Origin of the sequence: Arthrobacter ginsengisoli (genome assembly GCF_031456935.1) — a bacterium.
Lineage (GTDB): Bacteria > Actinomycetota > Actinomycetes > Actinomycetales > Micrococcaceae > Arthrobacter > Arthrobacter ginsengisoli.
Map to the genome: position 1 here is coordinate 14,140 of NZ_JAVDVQ010000026.1, position 15,589 is coordinate 29,728.

The 15,589-nt window shown below is 66.3% G+C and carries 18 protein-coding genes; 9 read left to right on the forward strand and 9 right to left on the reverse strand.

The features are described 5' to 3' along the window. The first annotated feature begins 17 nt into the window (after positions 1 to 17). Together recR and J2X01_RS19195 are read left to right on the forward strand one after the other, a co-directional pair. Positions 18 to 617: a recombination mediator RecR gene (gene recR, locus J2X01_RS19190; RefSeq protein ID WP_310061222.1), complete on the forward strand. Its 600-nt coding sequence runs from the start codon at positions 18 to 20 to the stop codon at positions 615 to 617. A 213-nt stretch (positions 618 to 830) separates the two neighbouring features. After that, positions 831 to 2,189, forward strand: a complete 1,359-nt coding sequence (locus J2X01_RS19195) for an aspartate kinase (protein ID WP_310061224.1) — start codon at positions 831 to 833, stop codon at positions 2,187 to 2,189. 88 nt (positions 2,190 to 2,277) lie between these two features. Here J2X01_RS19195 and J2X01_RS19200 read toward each other — a convergent pair whose 3' ends face one another. Beyond that, positions 2,278 to 2,511, reverse strand: a complete 234-nt coding sequence (locus J2X01_RS19200; RefSeq protein ID WP_310061225.1) for a hypothetical protein — start codon at positions 2,509 to 2,511, stop codon at positions 2,278 to 2,280. A gap of 172 nt (positions 2,512 to 2,683) precedes the next feature. Then, positions 2,684 to 2,917 (reverse strand): hypothetical protein, encoded by a 234-nt coding sequence (locus J2X01_RS19205; protein WP_310061227.1) that lies wholly within the window; start codon positions 2,915 to 2,917, stop codon positions 2,684 to 2,686. Between the two features lie 80 nt (positions 2,918 to 2,997). Here J2X01_RS19205 and J2X01_RS19210 point away from each other — a divergent pair, with 80 nt between their 5' ends. Genes J2X01_RS19210 through J2X01_RS19225 form a run of 4 tightly spaced genes read left to right on the forward strand, consistent with a single transcriptional unit; the run spans position 2,998 to position 5,376 of the window. Beyond that, on the forward strand, positions 2,998 to 3,471 hold the full coding sequence (locus tag J2X01_RS19210) for a MarR family winged helix-turn-helix transcriptional regulator (protein WP_310061229.1): 474 nt from the start codon (positions 2,998 to 3,000) through the stop codon (positions 3,469 to 3,471). A 27-nt stretch (positions 3,472 to 3,498) separates the two neighbouring features. Next, complete coding sequence (locus J2X01_RS19215; RefSeq protein ID WP_310061231.1) at positions 3,499 to 4,047, forward strand: SSI family serine proteinase inhibitor; 549 nt, start codon at positions 3,499 to 3,501, stop codon at positions 4,045 to 4,047. Further along, the gene (locus J2X01_RS19220; RefSeq protein WP_374724998.1) at positions 4,016 to 5,002 is read left to right on the forward strand and encodes a 3-methyladenine DNA glycosylase; all 987 of its coding nucleotides are present in this window, start codon (positions 4,016 to 4,018) and stop codon (positions 5,000 to 5,002) included. The genes J2X01_RS19215 and J2X01_RS19220 overlap by 32 nt, the downstream gene beginning before the upstream one ends. Then, entirely contained in the window at positions 4,999 to 5,376 is a 378-nt protein-coding gene (locus J2X01_RS19225) for a serine protease inhibitor (protein ID WP_310061234.1), read from the forward strand. The genes J2X01_RS19220 and J2X01_RS19225 overlap by 4 nt, the downstream gene beginning before the upstream one ends. Positions 5,377 to 5,476: 100 nt before the next feature. On the opposite strand, the gene J2X01_RS19230 is transcribed toward J2X01_RS19225, so the two are convergent. Together J2X01_RS19230 and J2X01_RS19235 are read right to left on the reverse strand one after the other, a co-directional pair. Further along, positions 5,477 to 8,611, reverse strand: a complete 3,135-nt coding sequence (locus J2X01_RS19230) for a S8 family serine peptidase (RefSeq protein WP_445344440.1) — start codon at positions 8,609 to 8,611, stop codon at positions 5,477 to 5,479. A 290-nt stretch (positions 8,612 to 8,901) separates the two neighbouring features. Continuing rightward, on the reverse strand, positions 8,902 to 9,087 hold the full coding sequence (locus J2X01_RS19235; RefSeq protein ID WP_310061237.1) for a hypothetical protein: 186 nt from the start codon (positions 9,085 to 9,087) through the stop codon (positions 8,902 to 8,904). Positions 9,088 to 9,388: 301 nt separating this feature from the next. Here J2X01_RS19235 and purS point away from each other — a divergent pair, with 301 nt between their 5' ends. Genes purS through purL form a run of 3 tightly spaced genes read left to right on the forward strand, consistent with a single transcriptional unit; the run spans position 9,389 to position 12,742 of the window. After that, positions 9,389 to 9,640 (forward strand): phosphoribosylformylglycinamidine synthase subunit PurS, encoded by a 252-nt coding sequence (purS, locus tag J2X01_RS19240; RefSeq protein WP_011690410.1) that lies wholly within the window; start codon positions 9,389 to 9,391, stop codon positions 9,638 to 9,640. Position 9,641: 1 nt separating this feature from the next. Beyond that, entirely contained in the window at positions 9,642 to 10,406 is a 765-nt protein-coding gene (purQ, locus tag J2X01_RS19245) for a phosphoribosylformylglycinamidine synthase subunit PurQ (RefSeq protein ID WP_310061246.1), read from the forward strand. Further along, complete coding sequence (gene purL, locus J2X01_RS19250; RefSeq protein WP_310061249.1) at positions 10,403 to 12,742, forward strand: phosphoribosylformylglycinamidine synthase subunit PurL; 2,340 nt, start codon at positions 10,403 to 10,405, stop codon at positions 12,740 to 12,742. Before purQ ends, purL begins: the two co-directional genes overlap by 4 nt. A gap of 87 nt (positions 12,743 to 12,829) precedes the next feature. Here purL and J2X01_RS19255 read toward each other — a convergent pair whose 3' ends face one another. From J2X01_RS19255 to J2X01_RS19275, 5 genes are all read right to left on the reverse strand, one after another. Continuing rightward, entirely contained in the window at positions 12,830 to 13,771 is a 942-nt protein-coding gene (locus tag J2X01_RS19255) for a type IV toxin-antitoxin system AbiEi family antitoxin (RefSeq protein WP_310061251.1), read from the reverse strand. 119 nt (positions 13,772 to 13,890) lie between these two features. Further along, positions 13,891 to 14,184, reverse strand: a complete 294-nt coding sequence (locus J2X01_RS19260; RefSeq protein WP_310061310.1) for a DUF503 domain-containing protein — start codon at positions 14,182 to 14,184, stop codon at positions 13,891 to 13,893. 15 nt (positions 14,185 to 14,199) lie between these two features. Further along, positions 14,200 to 14,520: a putative quinol monooxygenase gene (locus tag J2X01_RS19265; protein ID WP_310061256.1), complete on the reverse strand. Its 321-nt coding sequence runs from the start codon at positions 14,518 to 14,520 to the stop codon at positions 14,200 to 14,202. 90 nt (positions 14,521 to 14,610) lie between these two features. Next, on the reverse strand, positions 14,611 to 15,165 hold the full coding sequence (locus J2X01_RS19270; RefSeq protein ID WP_310061257.1) for a DUF1990 domain-containing protein: 555 nt from the start codon (positions 15,163 to 15,165) through the stop codon (positions 14,611 to 14,613). Between the two features lie 8 nt (positions 15,166 to 15,173). Next, positions 15,174 to 15,584: an MmcQ/YjbR family DNA-binding protein gene (locus J2X01_RS19275; RefSeq protein WP_310061260.1), complete on the reverse strand. Its 411-nt coding sequence runs from the start codon at positions 15,582 to 15,584 to the stop codon at positions 15,174 to 15,176. Positions 15,585 to 15,589 lie beyond the last annotated feature (5 nt).

Below are 15,589 nucleotides of genomic sequence, written 5' to 3' on the forward strand. Positions count from 1 at the left end.
AAACGAACGAGGACATTGTGTACGAAGGTGCAGTTCAAGAGCTGATTGACGAGCTCGGACGCCTTCCCGGAGTCGGACCCAAATCCGCCCAGCGGCTGGCCTTCCATATCCTTGAGGCCGACCCGCAGGACATGAAACGCCTCGTGGACGCAATCACCACGGTCAAGGAACGGGTCAAGTTCTGCACGGTGTGCGGCAATGTGACGGAGCAGGAACTCTGCAACATCTGCCGCGACCCTCGCCGGGACCCCTCGGTCATCTGCGTCGTCGAGGAGTCCAAAGACGTTCTCGCCGTCGAACGCACCCGCTCGTTCAGGGGCCGCTACCACGTGCTGGGCGGTGCGATTAATCCCATTGCCGGCATCGGCCCCGAGCAGCTCCGGATTCGCGAGCTCCTCACCCGGCTCAATGACGGAGCCATCCAGGAAATCATCATCGCCACAGACCCCAACCTTGAGGGCGAGGCCACGGCAACGTACCTCGCGCGGATGCTCAAGTCGATTGGCATCGCCGTCACACGGCTGGCATCCGGCCTGCCGGTGGGCGGCGACCTCGAATACGCTGACGAGGTCACCCTCGGCCGCGCCTTCGAGGGCCGCCGCAACGCACTCACCTAAGTTGCTGACGCGCACCTGTCCCCCGATCGGTACCGCTATGCCAAATTCGGAACCCACGCCGCGAAATTCCGCATGGGAATCAAGCGTCAGGCGGGGATTCGTTCACAATTCAACGCCGGACGGCAGCCAGCGATAAACTGGGCGGAGAAGTTACGCCGTCGCGCCGTTTGGTTGCTTGGCCCAGAACCCCGATGATCCAGTGAGGGTGCGCGCATGAGTTTGCCCACTACCGAAGTCCATCCCGGACCGCAGCCACAGGTGCTGCCCGTCTCCGCCGCTGCCACCAGGCACCTTGTGGTGAAGAAATTCGGCGGCTCCTCCGTCGCTGACGCCGAGGGCATTAAGCGGGTAGCCCGGCGCATCGTGGATGCCCGGAACGCCGGCGACGAGGTGGTCGTGGTCGTCTCCGCCATGGGCGACACCACCGATGAACTGCTCGACCTCGCGGCCCAGGTCACCGATTCCGCCCCGGCCCGTGAAATGGACATGCTCCTTTCCGCCGGGGAACGCATCTCGATGGCCCTGCTCGCCATGGCCATCAACAAGTTCGGTGCCTCGGCCCAGTCCTTCACGGGCTCCCAGGCGGGCATGATCACAGACGGCATCCACGGCAAAGCCCGGATCATCGACGTGGATCCGCACCGCATCCGCACCTCCTTGGACAAGGGACACATCGCGATTGTCGCGGGGTTCCAGGGCATGAGCCGCACCACCAACGAAATCACCACCCTGGGCCGCGGCGGCTCGGACACGACGGCGGTGGCCCTCGCCGCCGCCCTCGACGCCGATGTGTGCGAAATCTTCACCGATGTTGACGGGATCTACACCGCCGACCCGCGCGTCGTCGCGTCCGCCCGGAAAATCGACCGGATCTCCAGCGAGGAAATGCTCGAACTGGCCGCGTCCGGCGCCAAGATCCTGCACCTGCGCTGCGTCGAGTACGCCCGCCGGTTCGGTGTTCCGCTTCACGTCCGTTCCTCATTCAGCCAGAACGAAGGCACCTGGGTCCTCCCCGGCGCCAACGACAAGATCACAACCCACGAGGGAGTTGCCTTGGAGCAGCCAATTATCTCCGGTGTTGCACATGACCGTTCCGAGGCCAAGGTCACGGTGGTCGGGGTTCCGGATATCCCCGGCAAGGCTGCGGCGATCTTCCAGGTCATCGCGGATGCGCACTCGAACATCGACATGATCGTCCAGAACGTGTCCACCCATGGCACCGGCAAGACCGACATTTCCTTCACGCTGCCGATCGTCGAAGGCGCCGACGCTCTGGCCGCCCTGCACGCCGCGCAGGACCGGATCGGTTTCGAAACCATCGAATACAACGAGAAGATCGGCAAGCTCTCGCTGATCGGCGCCGGGATGCGCTCCCACCCGGGCGTCTCGGCGCGGTTCTTCGCCGCCCTCTCCGCGGCCGGGATCAACATCAACATGATCTCAACCTCCGAGATCCGGATTTCCGTGGTCACCCACGCGGACCTGCTCGACGACGCCGTGCGCGCCATCCACAAGGCCTTCGACCTGGACAGCGAGGACGAGGCAACGGTGTACGGCGGTACCGGCCGCTGAGCCACCCCGTCTCGGACAGCACCACGAGTTAACGGACGAAGGGAGCGGCCTGTGCCGCTCCCTTCGTCATGCCCTCACCGGGCCGTGCTCAGACTTCCTCTTTCGGGAGGTCTTCCCTCCGGACCGCGTAGTGATGCCCCTGGGCGTCCGTCTCCACTTCGAAACCGGAGAGGTCCACCTCTGAGGCCTGCTCGAAGTCGTCATGTTTGTGCACGACCGGCGCGGTGTAATCCCCCCGCGAGGCAGGGCCGAAAAGGAAGCGTGCCCATAACGTCGGGTGCAGGTGCTGCCTGAGTGCCACCTTCCTCAGTGCAAGTGCCATAATTCCCACCCCCTCTCCAGCGTCCGGGCCACGCGGAACGGCCGTGGCTGAGTGCTGGTGCCAGTGACCTCATTTTACGCCCGGCGTCGGGAAATGGCATGGGCGCCGAAGCCCGGCGACTGCGCGGAAGCTTCCCCGGGGAACCCGCCGGAATGGCAGCCCGGCACCGGCGTTACCGCAGCGATTTGTCCTCGGGGTTGCGCGGCACAACATAGGTGCTGCCGTCGGGCCGGCGGAGGGTCTCCCACTGCTGGGTCTCGGCTTCGCGCTGGACCAGCAACTGACGGTTCTGCTCTGTCATTTCGTGTCCAAGGGCGGTGCGGTTGGCCGGTCCGAGAATCATCCGGATCCTGCCCATTGCCCGCATGAACCTCTGCGAGGCGTTTTCGGTCTTGTCCTTGGCCATCACTATCCACTCCTTTGAACCCGGCGATCTCACCAGTGTACGCTAATGATTAGTACACTAACTATCTACGGGAGGCACACGTGCCAGAAGTGGCCGAAGGAACCCAGGACGATCTCCTGCTGGAACACCAACTCTGCTTTGCCCTCACAGTGGCTTCCCGCAGTGTTGTCGGCGCGTACAAACCGGTGTTGGAGAAGCTGGGCCTGACCCACCCCCAGTACCTGGTAATGCTGTGCCTCTGGGAGTCCAGCCCCCGCTCCGTCCGCGACATCAGCGAGGCCCTCGCCCAGGAGCCGGCGACGATCTCCCCCCTGCTGCGCCGCTTGGAGACGGCCGGATTCATCACGCGCCAGCGGGTGCCGGGCGACGAACGGACCCTTGCCGTGGGCCTCACCCCGTTGGGCGCCGCATTGCGGCAGCAGGCCACAGCTGTGCCCGGAACCATGATGGATGCACTGGGCCTGACCCGTGAGCAGGTTGGCCAGCTGCACGCCTCCATGATGGCCCTGATTGCAGCCACAAAGACCGCATCCGGCAACACGCCGCGGCGGTAGACTGGGCAAAACACAGGAGGACAGCTGATGCGCAAGCAACTGAGTCACGCAGCGCTCGTTCTGGTGGCGATGGCCGGACTGGCGGCCTGCGCGCCGGGGACGCCGTCGCCCACGGCTTCAGCACCGACGAGCACGGCCAGCCCGTCGGCGCCGGTTGCCCTCCCGCCGGACACCGAAACGAAGACGCCGGCCCCCGCGCCGTCTGCTTCCCCTGTGCCTTCCGGCCCGGGTCAGGGCAACGCGGAATTGGCCATCATGGTCAAACCGTCCGAGACCGGAACGCCGGCGAACTTCACGCTGGTCTGCCTGGACGGCGTCCCGGCAGCCGAGAGCCAGCACCCCGACGCCATCGCCGCCTGCGCTGCCTTGAAGGGCAATGCGGCGCTCCTCAGCCCCGCGCCCCGGGCAACGGACCAGCCCTGCACGCAGCAGTACGGCGGCCCTCAAGAGGCCGCGGTCACCGGCGTCGTGGACGGCCAGGCGGTCGAGGCGACCTTCAACCTGCGTGACGGCTGCGAAATCGCCGCCTGGACCGCCGCCAAGGATGTTCTTGGCTCCACCGGCGGAGCTGTCTAAGCTGCTGCACCTCCCGCAGGAAGACTGGCTGCCGCGCCAGAGCGCCCATCAGTCGCGCGTCCGGCGCTACGCTGATCCGTACTTGGCCCGGCGGTCAGCCGGCAAGAAGCACCCGGTCGAGGACTTCCTCTTCACTTACTACACGCAGAAGCCAGGCCAGCTGGCGCGCTGGCACCCGGGCGGCGGCGTCGTGCTCTCCGGTGCCGCCGCGGCGGAGCGCGCCGGCTGGAAGTATCACCGCACGCCCGACGCCGGCGAACTCGCCGCCGCCGGGGTGCCGGCGGGCGCAGCGGCCGTTATGGTCGACGTCGAAGCGTTCCTCCGGGACCGGCTGGACGCACTGCAGTTCGCCGGGATCATCCTGGCCGGGACGGCGGCCCGGCCGGCGCAATTCGGCTGCTTCGGCCTGCATGAATGGGCCATGGTCTACCGGCAGGACAAATTCGAGCTCCGGCACGAGTACCTCCAGCTCCGGCTCGGTTCCGGACGGACCGACGAGGTGGTCGAGGAGAACCGGATCCGCTGCTCGCATTTCGATGCTTTCCGTTTCTACACCCCTGATGCGGTGGCGCTGAACAGCCTGCAGCCAAGCCGGGAGAACCAGCGGGTGCTGGAACAGCCCGGCTGCCTGCACGCCAACATGGACCTGTACAAGTGGGCCTACAAACTGGCCCCGCTGCTGCCCAGCGAACTGGTGATGGACTGCTTTGAACTCTCCTGGCGGATCAGGGCGATGGACATGCAGGCGTCCCCCTACGATTTGAAGGAGTGGGGTTATCCCCCCATCCTGATCGAAACGCCCGAGGGCAAGGCCGCGTACGTGGAGCACCAGCGGTCCTTTGCCGCCGAGTCGCAGGAACTGCGGCAACGGCTGCTGCGCGAGCTCACGCCCCTGCTCCAGTCGACGGCGCCCGGCCAACGCCACGCACCCGAACGCACGGAAGGACCGCAATGACCGCCACGCAAAACAGTCACCACCATGACATCGATCTCACCGTCCGCCTGACGGAGGCCCCGGGCGCCCCGGAATATGTGTTCAAGCTGGAGGCAAGCGGCGGCTCACTGGCCGGGGGGTGCACGCTGCCGGATTCCGCGGCGGCCCTCGCGGCAGTGACGGAGCACGGGGAGGCCATCTTCTTCCCGAAGCCGGGTCCGCCGAAGATGTGCACGCAGCAGTACGGCGGTCCCCAGGTCGCCGTGGTGACCGGCTGGTTTGCGGGCCGGGCCGTCCACCGCACTTTCAGCCGCACCGACGGCTGCGAGATCGCGCGCTGGCGTGCCATGGCTCCGCTGCTGGGCGGGGTCGCCGGCTCCACCGGCGCGATCTAGCCGCAAAGCCGATGTCCGTAGCCGGCTGGCTACTCAAACGGCAATGGCCGGCGGTGGAAACCGCCGGCCATTGCCGTTGCTGTCAGGCGTGGAACTGCGCCTAGATGGCGTTACTGGTGCGGTCAGGCTCCTGGTTCTGGAACTTTGACTGGCCGGGAGAACCTTGCGACGTCGGCGCCGCCGCAGCGGCACCGGCACCCACGAGGACGCTGACGAAGGTCGCTTCGCTGGCACCGGCGAAGGTAACCCGTCCGATGTACGAGCCGGGCTGCAGACCGTCCCAGTTCAGGGTGACCTTTCCTGTCTCGCCATTGGGCAGCAGCAGCGGGTTCGGCGTGACGGTCGCATTCTTTTCGTTGGCGCCTAGAATCGCGGCATCAACGTTGGCCTTGCGGGCCTTTCCATCCGCGCTGGAGAACAGGTTCACCGTGATCGTGTACGTTCCCGCCGCCGGGTTAGGAATCGAAACCGACTCGCTTGCCGAGGCCGTTGCCGCGACGACCCTGCCGTTCGGGCCATCCACCCACATGTCGAAATCGGCTGCGGGGTCAACGGAGTTGACCGAGAACTTGGCCAGCGGAGCACCGGCCGGAACCTCGACGGTCTTGACGAACATCGAGGCAGCCGAGGAGCCCGGAACCAGTTCCACCGCGGTGGAATCCGCCTTGGACAGGCCGTCCAGGGTCATGTCGACCGGTTTGTCGGTGCCGGAGACAACGTTGATGTCACCGGACCCGGTCCCGGACTCGGTGGTGAAGGAAACGTCCTTGGCGGCCACCACGGACTGCGGACGGACCGCGATCGGCGAGGTGACGGTTTTGCCCGCACCCTTCCAGCTCAGTGAGCCCATCGCGAACTGGCCCAGCTTGGCGCTCTCGTTCTCAAAGCTCACCTTGAAGGTCATCTTTTCGCCGGCGGCCTTGAACTTCAGTACGTCCGGAGCCACGCTGACCTTGATTCCGGGCACGTTGGCCTTGACCTTGTAGACGCCCGGGGTCAGGGCGGTGACCGTGCGGGTGACCTCGATCTTGCCGGTGAGGTTGCCCAGCGAGAAGGACGGCACGTTCATGTCCCGCGGCAGGGTGCTGCCCAGACCTTCGGCATTGAGTTTGACTCCGGTGCCCTGGATGAATTCCAGGTAATCCTTCAGGCTCGCGTCGTAGACGAGTCCCGGATCCACCATCTGTGCAGGGTCGACCTGGCCGGCGCCGGTGGCGTGGACGTCGGTATTCTTGGTGCCGTCGGCGTTCACTACATTGCCTGCCGTCGTCATCATGGCGGACTTGACCGCTGCCGGCGACCAGTTCGGGTTCTTGCCCAGGAGCAACGCGCCGAAACCGGCCACGTGCGGTGCAGCCATCGAGGTGCCGGAGAGGAAACCGAACTTGTCGCCGCCCGTGCCGATGGGTGAGACGCCGGCCAGGACTGCCACGCCGGGTGCGGCGACGTCGGGCTTGAGCAGGTCGGAGCCGGTGGCCAGCAGCGGCCCGCGGGAGGAGAAGCCGGCAATCTGCGGCTGGGCCTCCAGCGGCAGTCCGGTGGTGTCCTTGCTGACCAGTGAAACGGTGATGGCCGGGTTGGCTGTGACCTTGGCCTTGATGGCCTCGGTGGCCGGCGGGTTCACGTGGACGGTCGGGACGGAGTGCTTGTCCGTGTCCAGCGACGAGCTGCTCAGGTTCACCAGGATCATACCGACGCCGCCGCCACGGGCGACTTCGGCGCTCTTGGCGACCCGGTCGAAGACGCCGCGGTCACAGACCACAACTTTGCCGGCGACTTTGGCGGGGTCCAGCGTGCCCGGGCCGCAGAGTGCCGCGTTCGGGTTGCCGGCGGCGAGGGCCGCGTTGGCAGCCAGCACCACGCCGGCGTCCCTGACCTCGCGGTTCATGATGCTGGCTCCGCGGAACTTGGTCCCGTCGGGGAACTCCACAGTGCCCTGGAGCTCCTGGGAGAAGCTGCTGGCGGCGACGGTGGTGACCCACGGTGCGCCGTGGTTGACCGTGCTCGGCGGCGTCGGGCCAGAGTTGCCCGCGGAGGCGGCAACGAAGATGCCGGTGGCGGCGGCGTTCAGGAACGCGATCGAAACGGGGTCGATAACGGAGGTCGCAGAGCCGGAGATGGAGTAGTTCAGTACGTCCACGCCGTCGTCGATGGCCTGCTCCACAGCAGCAACGGAGGAGGAGCTGTAGCAGCCGCCGGTTGCCGGGTCTTTGTCTTCCCAGCAGACCTTGTAGACGGAGAGCTTGGCGGCCGGCGCGATGCCGCTGGTGAGGCCGAAGCTGCGGCCGTCAACGAACGTCTCGACGTTGGCATTGCCCACTGCGGTGCTTCCGGTGTGGGTGCCGTGGCTGTCGACGTCCACCGGGGACAGCAGTTCCTGGGGTGCACGTTCGCTCGGGGGAACGAAGCGCAGGAAGTCCTCGGCGAAGTAGTGCGCGCTGAGGACCTTGGAGTTGCAGGCTGAACCGTCGAAGCCCTGGCCCGTCTGGCACTCTCCGGTGAAGAGGTCGCCGTCGGACTTGAGCATTTGAATTCTGCCGTCCGCCAACCTGTACGGCACGCCGACGACAGGTTCGCCGACGAGGGGCGTGACCTCTTCGCCGGTGAAGAAGGCGCTGTCGGGGGTGTAGCCGGTGTCAATGACACCGACGACGACGCCCTTGCCGGCACCGTCCTGGCCGCCGAACTTCCGGTTCCAGGTGCCGTTTTTGCCACTGAGCTTCAGGAAGTCGGTGCTGGAGTAATCCGGGGCGTTTTCCGAGTCGGGGGCGACCACCAGGACGCCGGGGTCCTTGGCAAGCCTGACGGCCTGGTCCGTGGTGAGCGTGGCGCTGAAGCCATTGACGGCCGCGGTGTACCGGCGCTGGATCTGGACGTTCTGCTGGGCTGCAACCTCGGCCTGCCTGGTCTCGAGGTGGGCACGGTACTTCTTGACCTCAGCCTTGCCGGTGTCGAGTTTCTTTCCCGCGGCCGGCTTGGTGGCCTGGAATCCTGCCGTGCTGCCTTCATAGCTCGCCGCCGGCTTGTCAGCCAGGAGAACGATGTAGCGTCCGTCCGGGTAGCTGCCGGGATCCAGATTCTTCTGGGCCACTCCTGCAACGGTGGGGCCCCCTGCCGGCGCCGCGGTGGCGGGCGCAATCGCGACTGTTGACAAGAGCAGCGGCAGGCCCAGGGTCAGTGCCACGGCCCTCCGGAGTCCCCCGCTTCGAAGGAAGCTCTTTCCTGGTGATTTCACGTGATGTTGAACCTTTCAGAATGAACGGTCCCGGCCTTGCTGCCGGGTCAAAGACTGGCAGGTTGTAAAGAGCTGAGACTCTCACGGCCCCGACGGATACCAGCCGATTCATACAGTACAGACTGAGAGCCAGTTATGACATAGACCACAATGAGGAAATCAAAATTAGTCAATCAATTCGACAGCCCTCTCAGACAGGCGGCGTCGGAGGGGCGCCGCCGGTCCTGCCGGGCAGCTGATTTGTGGGAATCCGGGCGCTCCCGGCGCCCTCCTGTCGGGTGCTTGGGCGCCTACTTTCTGGGCGTCCTGACTACTTCGCTGATCCAGGCGCGGGTCTTCTCATCGAGGGGTCCGGCGACATTGCTGCCCCGGGCCTTGCGGTCCGCGATTATTTTCTGCAGGACCATCCGGCCCAGGCCGGCGAAAACGGCGGCAGCGACAACGGGCAAAAGCACGGATTTCGATTTCTCAGCCATACGCACATGCTACTGACGGGGCAGGTGGGTGACCATAGTGTCGTCGCAGGTCACGCCGGACGAGGGCGGCTGTCGCCGGACAGCCGGACGCTCGGTCGGCCGCGGCTGCCGGAGGGCAGGGTTCACACTCCCCCGCCCGAATGCGGCCGGACGCACCGCTGCCGGTAGAATGGGCTTGCAAGCTCGCGGAGCGCCCTTTCACGCTGTATCCACCAAGCAGTCCTCACCACACAGCGGACCGGTGTGAGACGGTATCACTCCGCTGCGCCCTTACCCAATGCTCACGCACAGGAGTTGCCGGATGCCCCGGATCGTTGTCGATGTCATGCCCAAGCCCGAGATTCTGGACCCGCAGGGAAAGGCCATCGTGGGTGCTCTGCCCCGGCTGGGCTTCACCGCTTTCAGCTCTGTCCGCCAGGGCAAGCGCTTCGAACTCACGGTCGACGGCGAGGTGACCGAGGAAATCCTGGCCCAGGCCCGGAACGCCGCCGAGACCCTGCTGTCCAACCCGGTCATCGAGGACGTCGTCAACGTCGAGGTCGTCGAGGCCTGAGATGACTGAACTCCCCCTGATCGGTGAAGCCATCGCCGCCGACGCTCCTGCTGCCCGCAGGCTCGCCGGCGCGAAGATCGGCGTCGTCACCTTCCCCGGCACCCTGGATGACCGCGACGCCGTCCGCGCGGTCCGCCTGGCCGGCGCCACGCCGGTGGCCCTCTGGCACGCCGACACCACCCTGGGCGACGTCGACGCCGTCGTCATTCCCGGCGGTTTCTCCTATGGGGACTACCTCCGTGCGGGCGCCATCTCACGGTTCGCGCCGCTCATGGCCAAAATCATCGACGCCGCCAACTCGGACGCCAGGCTGCCCGTGCTGGGTATCTGCAACGGTTTCCAGATCCTCACTGAATCGCACCTGCTGCCGGGTTCAATGATCAAGAACGACCACCTGAAGTTCATGTGCCGCGACCAGGTCCTGCGGGTGGAGAACAACGCCACCGACTGGACCCGGGACTACGCCGTCGGCCGGGAAATCACGGTGCCGCTCAAGAACCAGGACGGCCAGTACATCGCGGACGAGAAGACCCTCGACGCGCTTGAGGCGGAGGGCCGGGTGGTGTTCCGCTACGTCGGCTTCAACCCGAACGGCTCCCGCCGCGACATCGCCGGCATCTCCAACGCCGCGGGCAACGTCGTGGGCCTCATGCCGCACCCGGAGCACGCCGTGGAGGCCGGTTTCGGCCCCGAAAACGGCTCCGGCACCGAGGGCCTCGGCTTCTTCACCTCAGTCCTGAACAAGATCGTGGGAGACAACAAATGACGGAGACGTCGACTGGCCGGACGGCAGGCACCGCCACCGAGACCAAGAAATTCAACATCGACACCGTCGAGAACGCGGCGAAGACCCCGGACGTCGAACTCCCCTGGGCCGAACTGGGCCTGAAGCAGAACGAATTCGACGAGGTCGTTAAGGTCCTGGGCCGCCGCCCCACCGGCGCGGAACTCGCCATGTACTCCGTGATGTGGAGCGAGCACTGCTCCTATAAGTCCTCGAAGAACCACCTGCGCCAGTTCGGCGAAAAGGTGACCGAGGAGATGAAGAAGGACATGCTCGTGGGCATCGGCGAAAACGCCGGCGTCACGAACCTGGGCGACGGCTGGGCCGTGACCTTCAAGATCGAGTCGCACAACTCGCCGTCGTTCGTGGAGCCCTACCAGGGCGCCGCCACCGGCATCGGCGGCATCGTCCGCGACATCATTTCGATGGGCGCCCGCCCGGTGGCCGTGATGGATCCGCTCCGCTTCGGCGCCATTGACCATCCGGACACGGCCCGCGTCATGCACGGTGCGGTGGCCGGCATCGGCGGCTACGGGAATTCCCTGGGCCTGCCGAACATCGGCGGCGAAATGGTCTTCGATTCCGTGTACCAGGGCAATCCGCTGGTCAACGCACTGGCCGTCGGCGTGATGCGCCACGAGGACATCCGCCTCGCCAACGCCTCCGGCAAGGGCAACAAGGTGGTGCTGTTTGGCGCCCGCACGGGCGGTGACGGCATCGGCGGCGCCTCCGTGCTGGCCTCGGAGTCGTTCGACGACACCAAGCCGTCCAAGCGCCCCGCAGTCCAGGTGGGCGACCCGTTCGCTGAGAAGGTCCTGATCGAGTGCTGCCTGGAGCTGTTCAAGGGCTCCCTGGTTGAGGGCATCCAGGACCTGGGCGCCGCGGGCATTTCCTGCGCAACGTCCGAGCTTGCCTCCAACGGCGACGGCGGCATGGAGGTCGAACTGACCTCCGTCCTGCTCCGCGACCCCACCCTGACCCCGGGCGAAATCCTGATGTCCGAGTCGCAGGAACGCATGATGGCCGTCGTCACCCCCGAGAACATCGCAGTGTTTGAAGCGGTCATGGACAAGTGGGCCGTGGAGTACTCCTGGCTGGGCGAAGTGACCGACACCGGCCGCCTGATCATCACGTGGGAAGGCGAAGTCATCGTCGACGTCGACCCGCGCACTGTGGCGCACGACGGCCCGGTCTACGACCGCCCCTACGCCCGTCCCGAATGGCAGGACGCCGTCCAGGCCGATGCTTTCACCGGGTCCGTGCAGGACGCCGGCCGCCCGTCCGCTCCGGCGGAGCTGGCCGCCGCCATCACCGAACTTGTTGCGTCCCCGAACATGTGTGACAAGTCCTGGATCACCCAGCAGTACGACCGCTACGTCGGCGGCAACACGGCCATGGCGTTCCCCGACGACGCCGGCGTGGTCCGGGTGGACGAGGAAACCGGGCTGGGCGTGGCCCTGGCCACCGACGCCAACGGCCGCTACACCTACCTCGACCCGTACCACGGCGCGCAGCTGGCCCTGGCCGAGGCGTACCGCAACGTCGCCACCTCCGGCGCCGTGCCGATGGCCGTCAGCGACTGCCTGAACTTCGGCTCCCCCGAGGACCCGGACGTCATGTGGCAGCTGGCCGAAGCCATCCGCGGCCTGTCCGACGCCTGCATGGTGCTCGGCATCCCGGTCACTGGCGGCAACGTCTCGCTGTACAACCAGACGGGCACCACTCCCATCCACCCCTCCCCCGTGGTGGCAGTGCTGGGCAAGTTCGACGACGTCGCCCGCCGCACGCCGTCGGGCTGGAAGGAAGATGGCCAGGCCATCTACCTGCTCGGCACGACGGCGGCGGAACTGGACGGTTCCGAATGGTCCAACATGCGCGGCCACCTCGGCGGACTGCCGCCGAAGGTTGACCTGGACGCCGAACGTGCACTGGGCGAGATCCTGATCAACGCCTCCCGCGACGGCATGGTGGACTCCGCGCACGACCTCTCCGAAGGCGGCCTCGCGGCAGCCCTCGTGGAGTCCTCGCTGCGCTACGGCGTCGGCGCCCGGATCGCCCTGCAGGACGTCCTGGACCGCGACGGCGTGGATCTGTTCACGGCGCTGTTCTCCGAGACGCAGGGCCGCGCCATCGTGGCCGTGCCACGCTCCGAGGAGATCCGCTTCAAGGACATGTGCACCGCCCGCGGCTTCGCCCACCTCCGGATCGGCGTCGTCGACGCCGAGGGCGGCACCCTGGAGATCAACGGCGTCGAGACCATGAACCTCGACGCACTCCGCGAAGCACACGAGGCAACCCTGCCAAAGTACTTCGCCTGACCCCACCCCCGCTTTGGCCTCCATCGGCTGCTCCGCAACCGCCCTTTTGAACCCTCAAACCGGCAGTTGCGGAGCAGTCGATGAGGTTTAACGGCCCGGACGCCAGCCGGCCTGGACCAGCGCGGCCCGAACCTTGGCCACGGCAGCCTTGGCGTCATTGTGCATGTGCCGTTTGGAGAGCCGGACCTCGGTCCAGCCCAGGGCTGTGTAACGCTCGGAACGGGTGATGTCCCGGACAATCTGTCCCTCATCCCCGCGGAGCTCACCCTCGTATTCGATGCCGATCCTGTACTTCCGATAGGACAAGTCGGGTTCATGGTGCTGCGTTCCTGCATCGTCGATGATCGGGACGTTCAGCTCAGGTTCCGGAAGCCCGGCCCGAACCATGGCAAGCCTCAGCAGGGACTCCTGCGGCGAATCAGAGCCCACTCGAATGAGTTCTAGAGCCTCCCGAGCCCGGCGGATTCCACGCTTCCCTTTGTGCCGGTCGATCATCCGTTGCAGATCCCCGAGGCTGCATAACGGCACCTCCCTGCCCTCGAACTCAAGCCGCGGCACCCGGACGCAGCTGTCGCCGGCCACCACGAGCTCGTCGATGGTCAGCATTTCGGCAAGGTCCAGCCAGGTCCGTTCCGGGGTGGTGATGGGAATTCCGTCCAGGAGCGTGATTTCGTCGTCGTTGAGCTTCATCCGATGAACGATTACATGTGGCCGGTTGAGATGGGCAGCACCCTCGGGCCTGATCACGTGGTACATCTGCGGTCCCTCCTTCATTTGCCGCGCCGGAAGCGAACCAAGCTCGGCCGCGGTGAGGTGCGACGCGGCGCATCGCTCATTGACCTCAACGAAAGGCCGCACTCGCACGCTCAAAGGAAGCCCCGGCGTCGGGGGCAGGGACCGAATCCCCTTGCCCAGCGTTGCGAGGGAGCGGTGACGAAGCCGCTTGGGCGACACGCCCGCCCGTGCGGCTTCGACACCGGTGAAGGGGCGTCCCAGGAAATCATCCGGCAGCGGGCGTGCGGTTTTCATGGCTTCATCAGACCAGAACCTCGTAGACCCCGCAGAAGTTATCCACACCGTCCAATCCATTGCTCCACAAGTGCCGTTATGCGGCCTCATAAGGGCGTCTGCGGAGCAATCGATGGGGCTTAGTCGTCGCTGCGGAGTTCGCGCTGGCGGGCGCTGAGCAGCTCGAGTTCCGGGCGCGCTGCCATGAAGCGTTCAACGGCGGCGAGCACCTCGATCAGGTGCGCCCGGTCCGCCGAAACCAGCCCGACGCCGATGACGGCCCGACGGTATTGGTCCTGCAGTCCGGCCTCGGCGACGGAAACCTCGAAGCGGCGCTTGAGTTCGGCAAGCACCGGCCGCACCACGGAGCGCTTCTCCTTCAGGCTGTGGACGTCACCGAGGAGGACATCGAATTCAATCCAGCCGATCCACATGGAGTTCACCCCGTCCTAGGCGATGGTGAGTTCGCCCATCATGTCCCAGCCCTCGCCGTCGAACTGGCGGCTGATGATCCGGGGTGTCTCCAGCAGCGCCTGCGGCATGTCCGCCATGGCCTGCTTGAAATGGGGGCTGTTGACATGGCCCGCGGCCGCGTCGTCCTTAAATGCCTCCACCAGGACGAATTCGTTGGGATCCTCCACGCTGCGGGACCAGTCGAACCACAGGTTGCCCGGCTCTGCACGGGTGGCCCGGGTGAAGTCCTCCACGAGCCCGGCCCAACGCCCGGACCATTCGGGCTTGACCTTGAATTTGACGACAATGAAGATCACGGATGTGCCTTTCGGTCGGGCAGGGTGGGTTTGGCTGGACTTCCATTCTTGCAGCAACGCGGGGTCAGACCCGGCCCATGGCGGCGGCATTTATCGGCCGTAAGTGCCCCGGCGCGGCAGTTCCGCGGCCAGTTCCTGTGCACCCCTAATGTAGCGGGACGTGATGTGGCCCCGCGCCCGCCTCGTCAAGGCGCCGCCCGCCCGGTAGAACCAGTTGGATGGCACACCGAACGCGGTGATGCGGATGGTGACCCGGCCCCGGGCGTCGATGGAGACCTCGAAGGCCTCCTCGCCGCGGACGGGATGCCCCGGGAGGGTCCCGTAGCCGAAGCCCGCAGATTGCGGGGCGTCCCCCGGCACCGGACGGCGGACCCAGACGACTTCGCACGGCGCGTTGATCCGGAAGGGACCGACGCCGAATCCGCTCACCACCCGCACGCCGGGGGCCACGACGTCGGATTCCGCGCGGACCCTCAGGCCGGCCCGTTTCTGCAGCTGCCAGGTCAGCAACCCCTGCACGACACGCCGGTACGCCGTCTTGCCCTCGCCCACGTAGGCGTGGGTGACCAGGCATTCGGCGTCGGCGGGCGGCCAGCCATGCTCGGTGGACCCGATCCCGGTGTAGTTCAGTTCCCCGGCGGCCATCCGCGGATTCACGCCCGTCCGCCCCCGGTGAGCCTCGCCCAGCCCAATTGCTCCTGCTGCCGGCGGCTCAGCGAAGCCACCACGAGGTCATAGGAATCCTCAACCATGTCGCGCACCATCGCATCGGGCAGGGACCCATCCAGGCGCACGCCGTTCCAGTGCTTCTTGTTCAAGTGCCACGCTCCGGTGATCTCCGGGTGGGCGGCGCGCAGTTGCTCGGCCAGGGCAGGCTCGCACTTCAGGCTGACTGCGAGGTCCGCCTCGTCCAGGGCGGAGAGTGCGAACATTTTGGCTTCGTGGCGTTGTCCGCCGGACACCGCGGCCCGCACCTTGAAGACGGACGTCGCCGGCCCAAAGGGGAAGTCTTCGAAGGTGCCGGGAAAGCCGAGGCAAATTTCGCGGAGTGCGGTTGCATCCATGATCC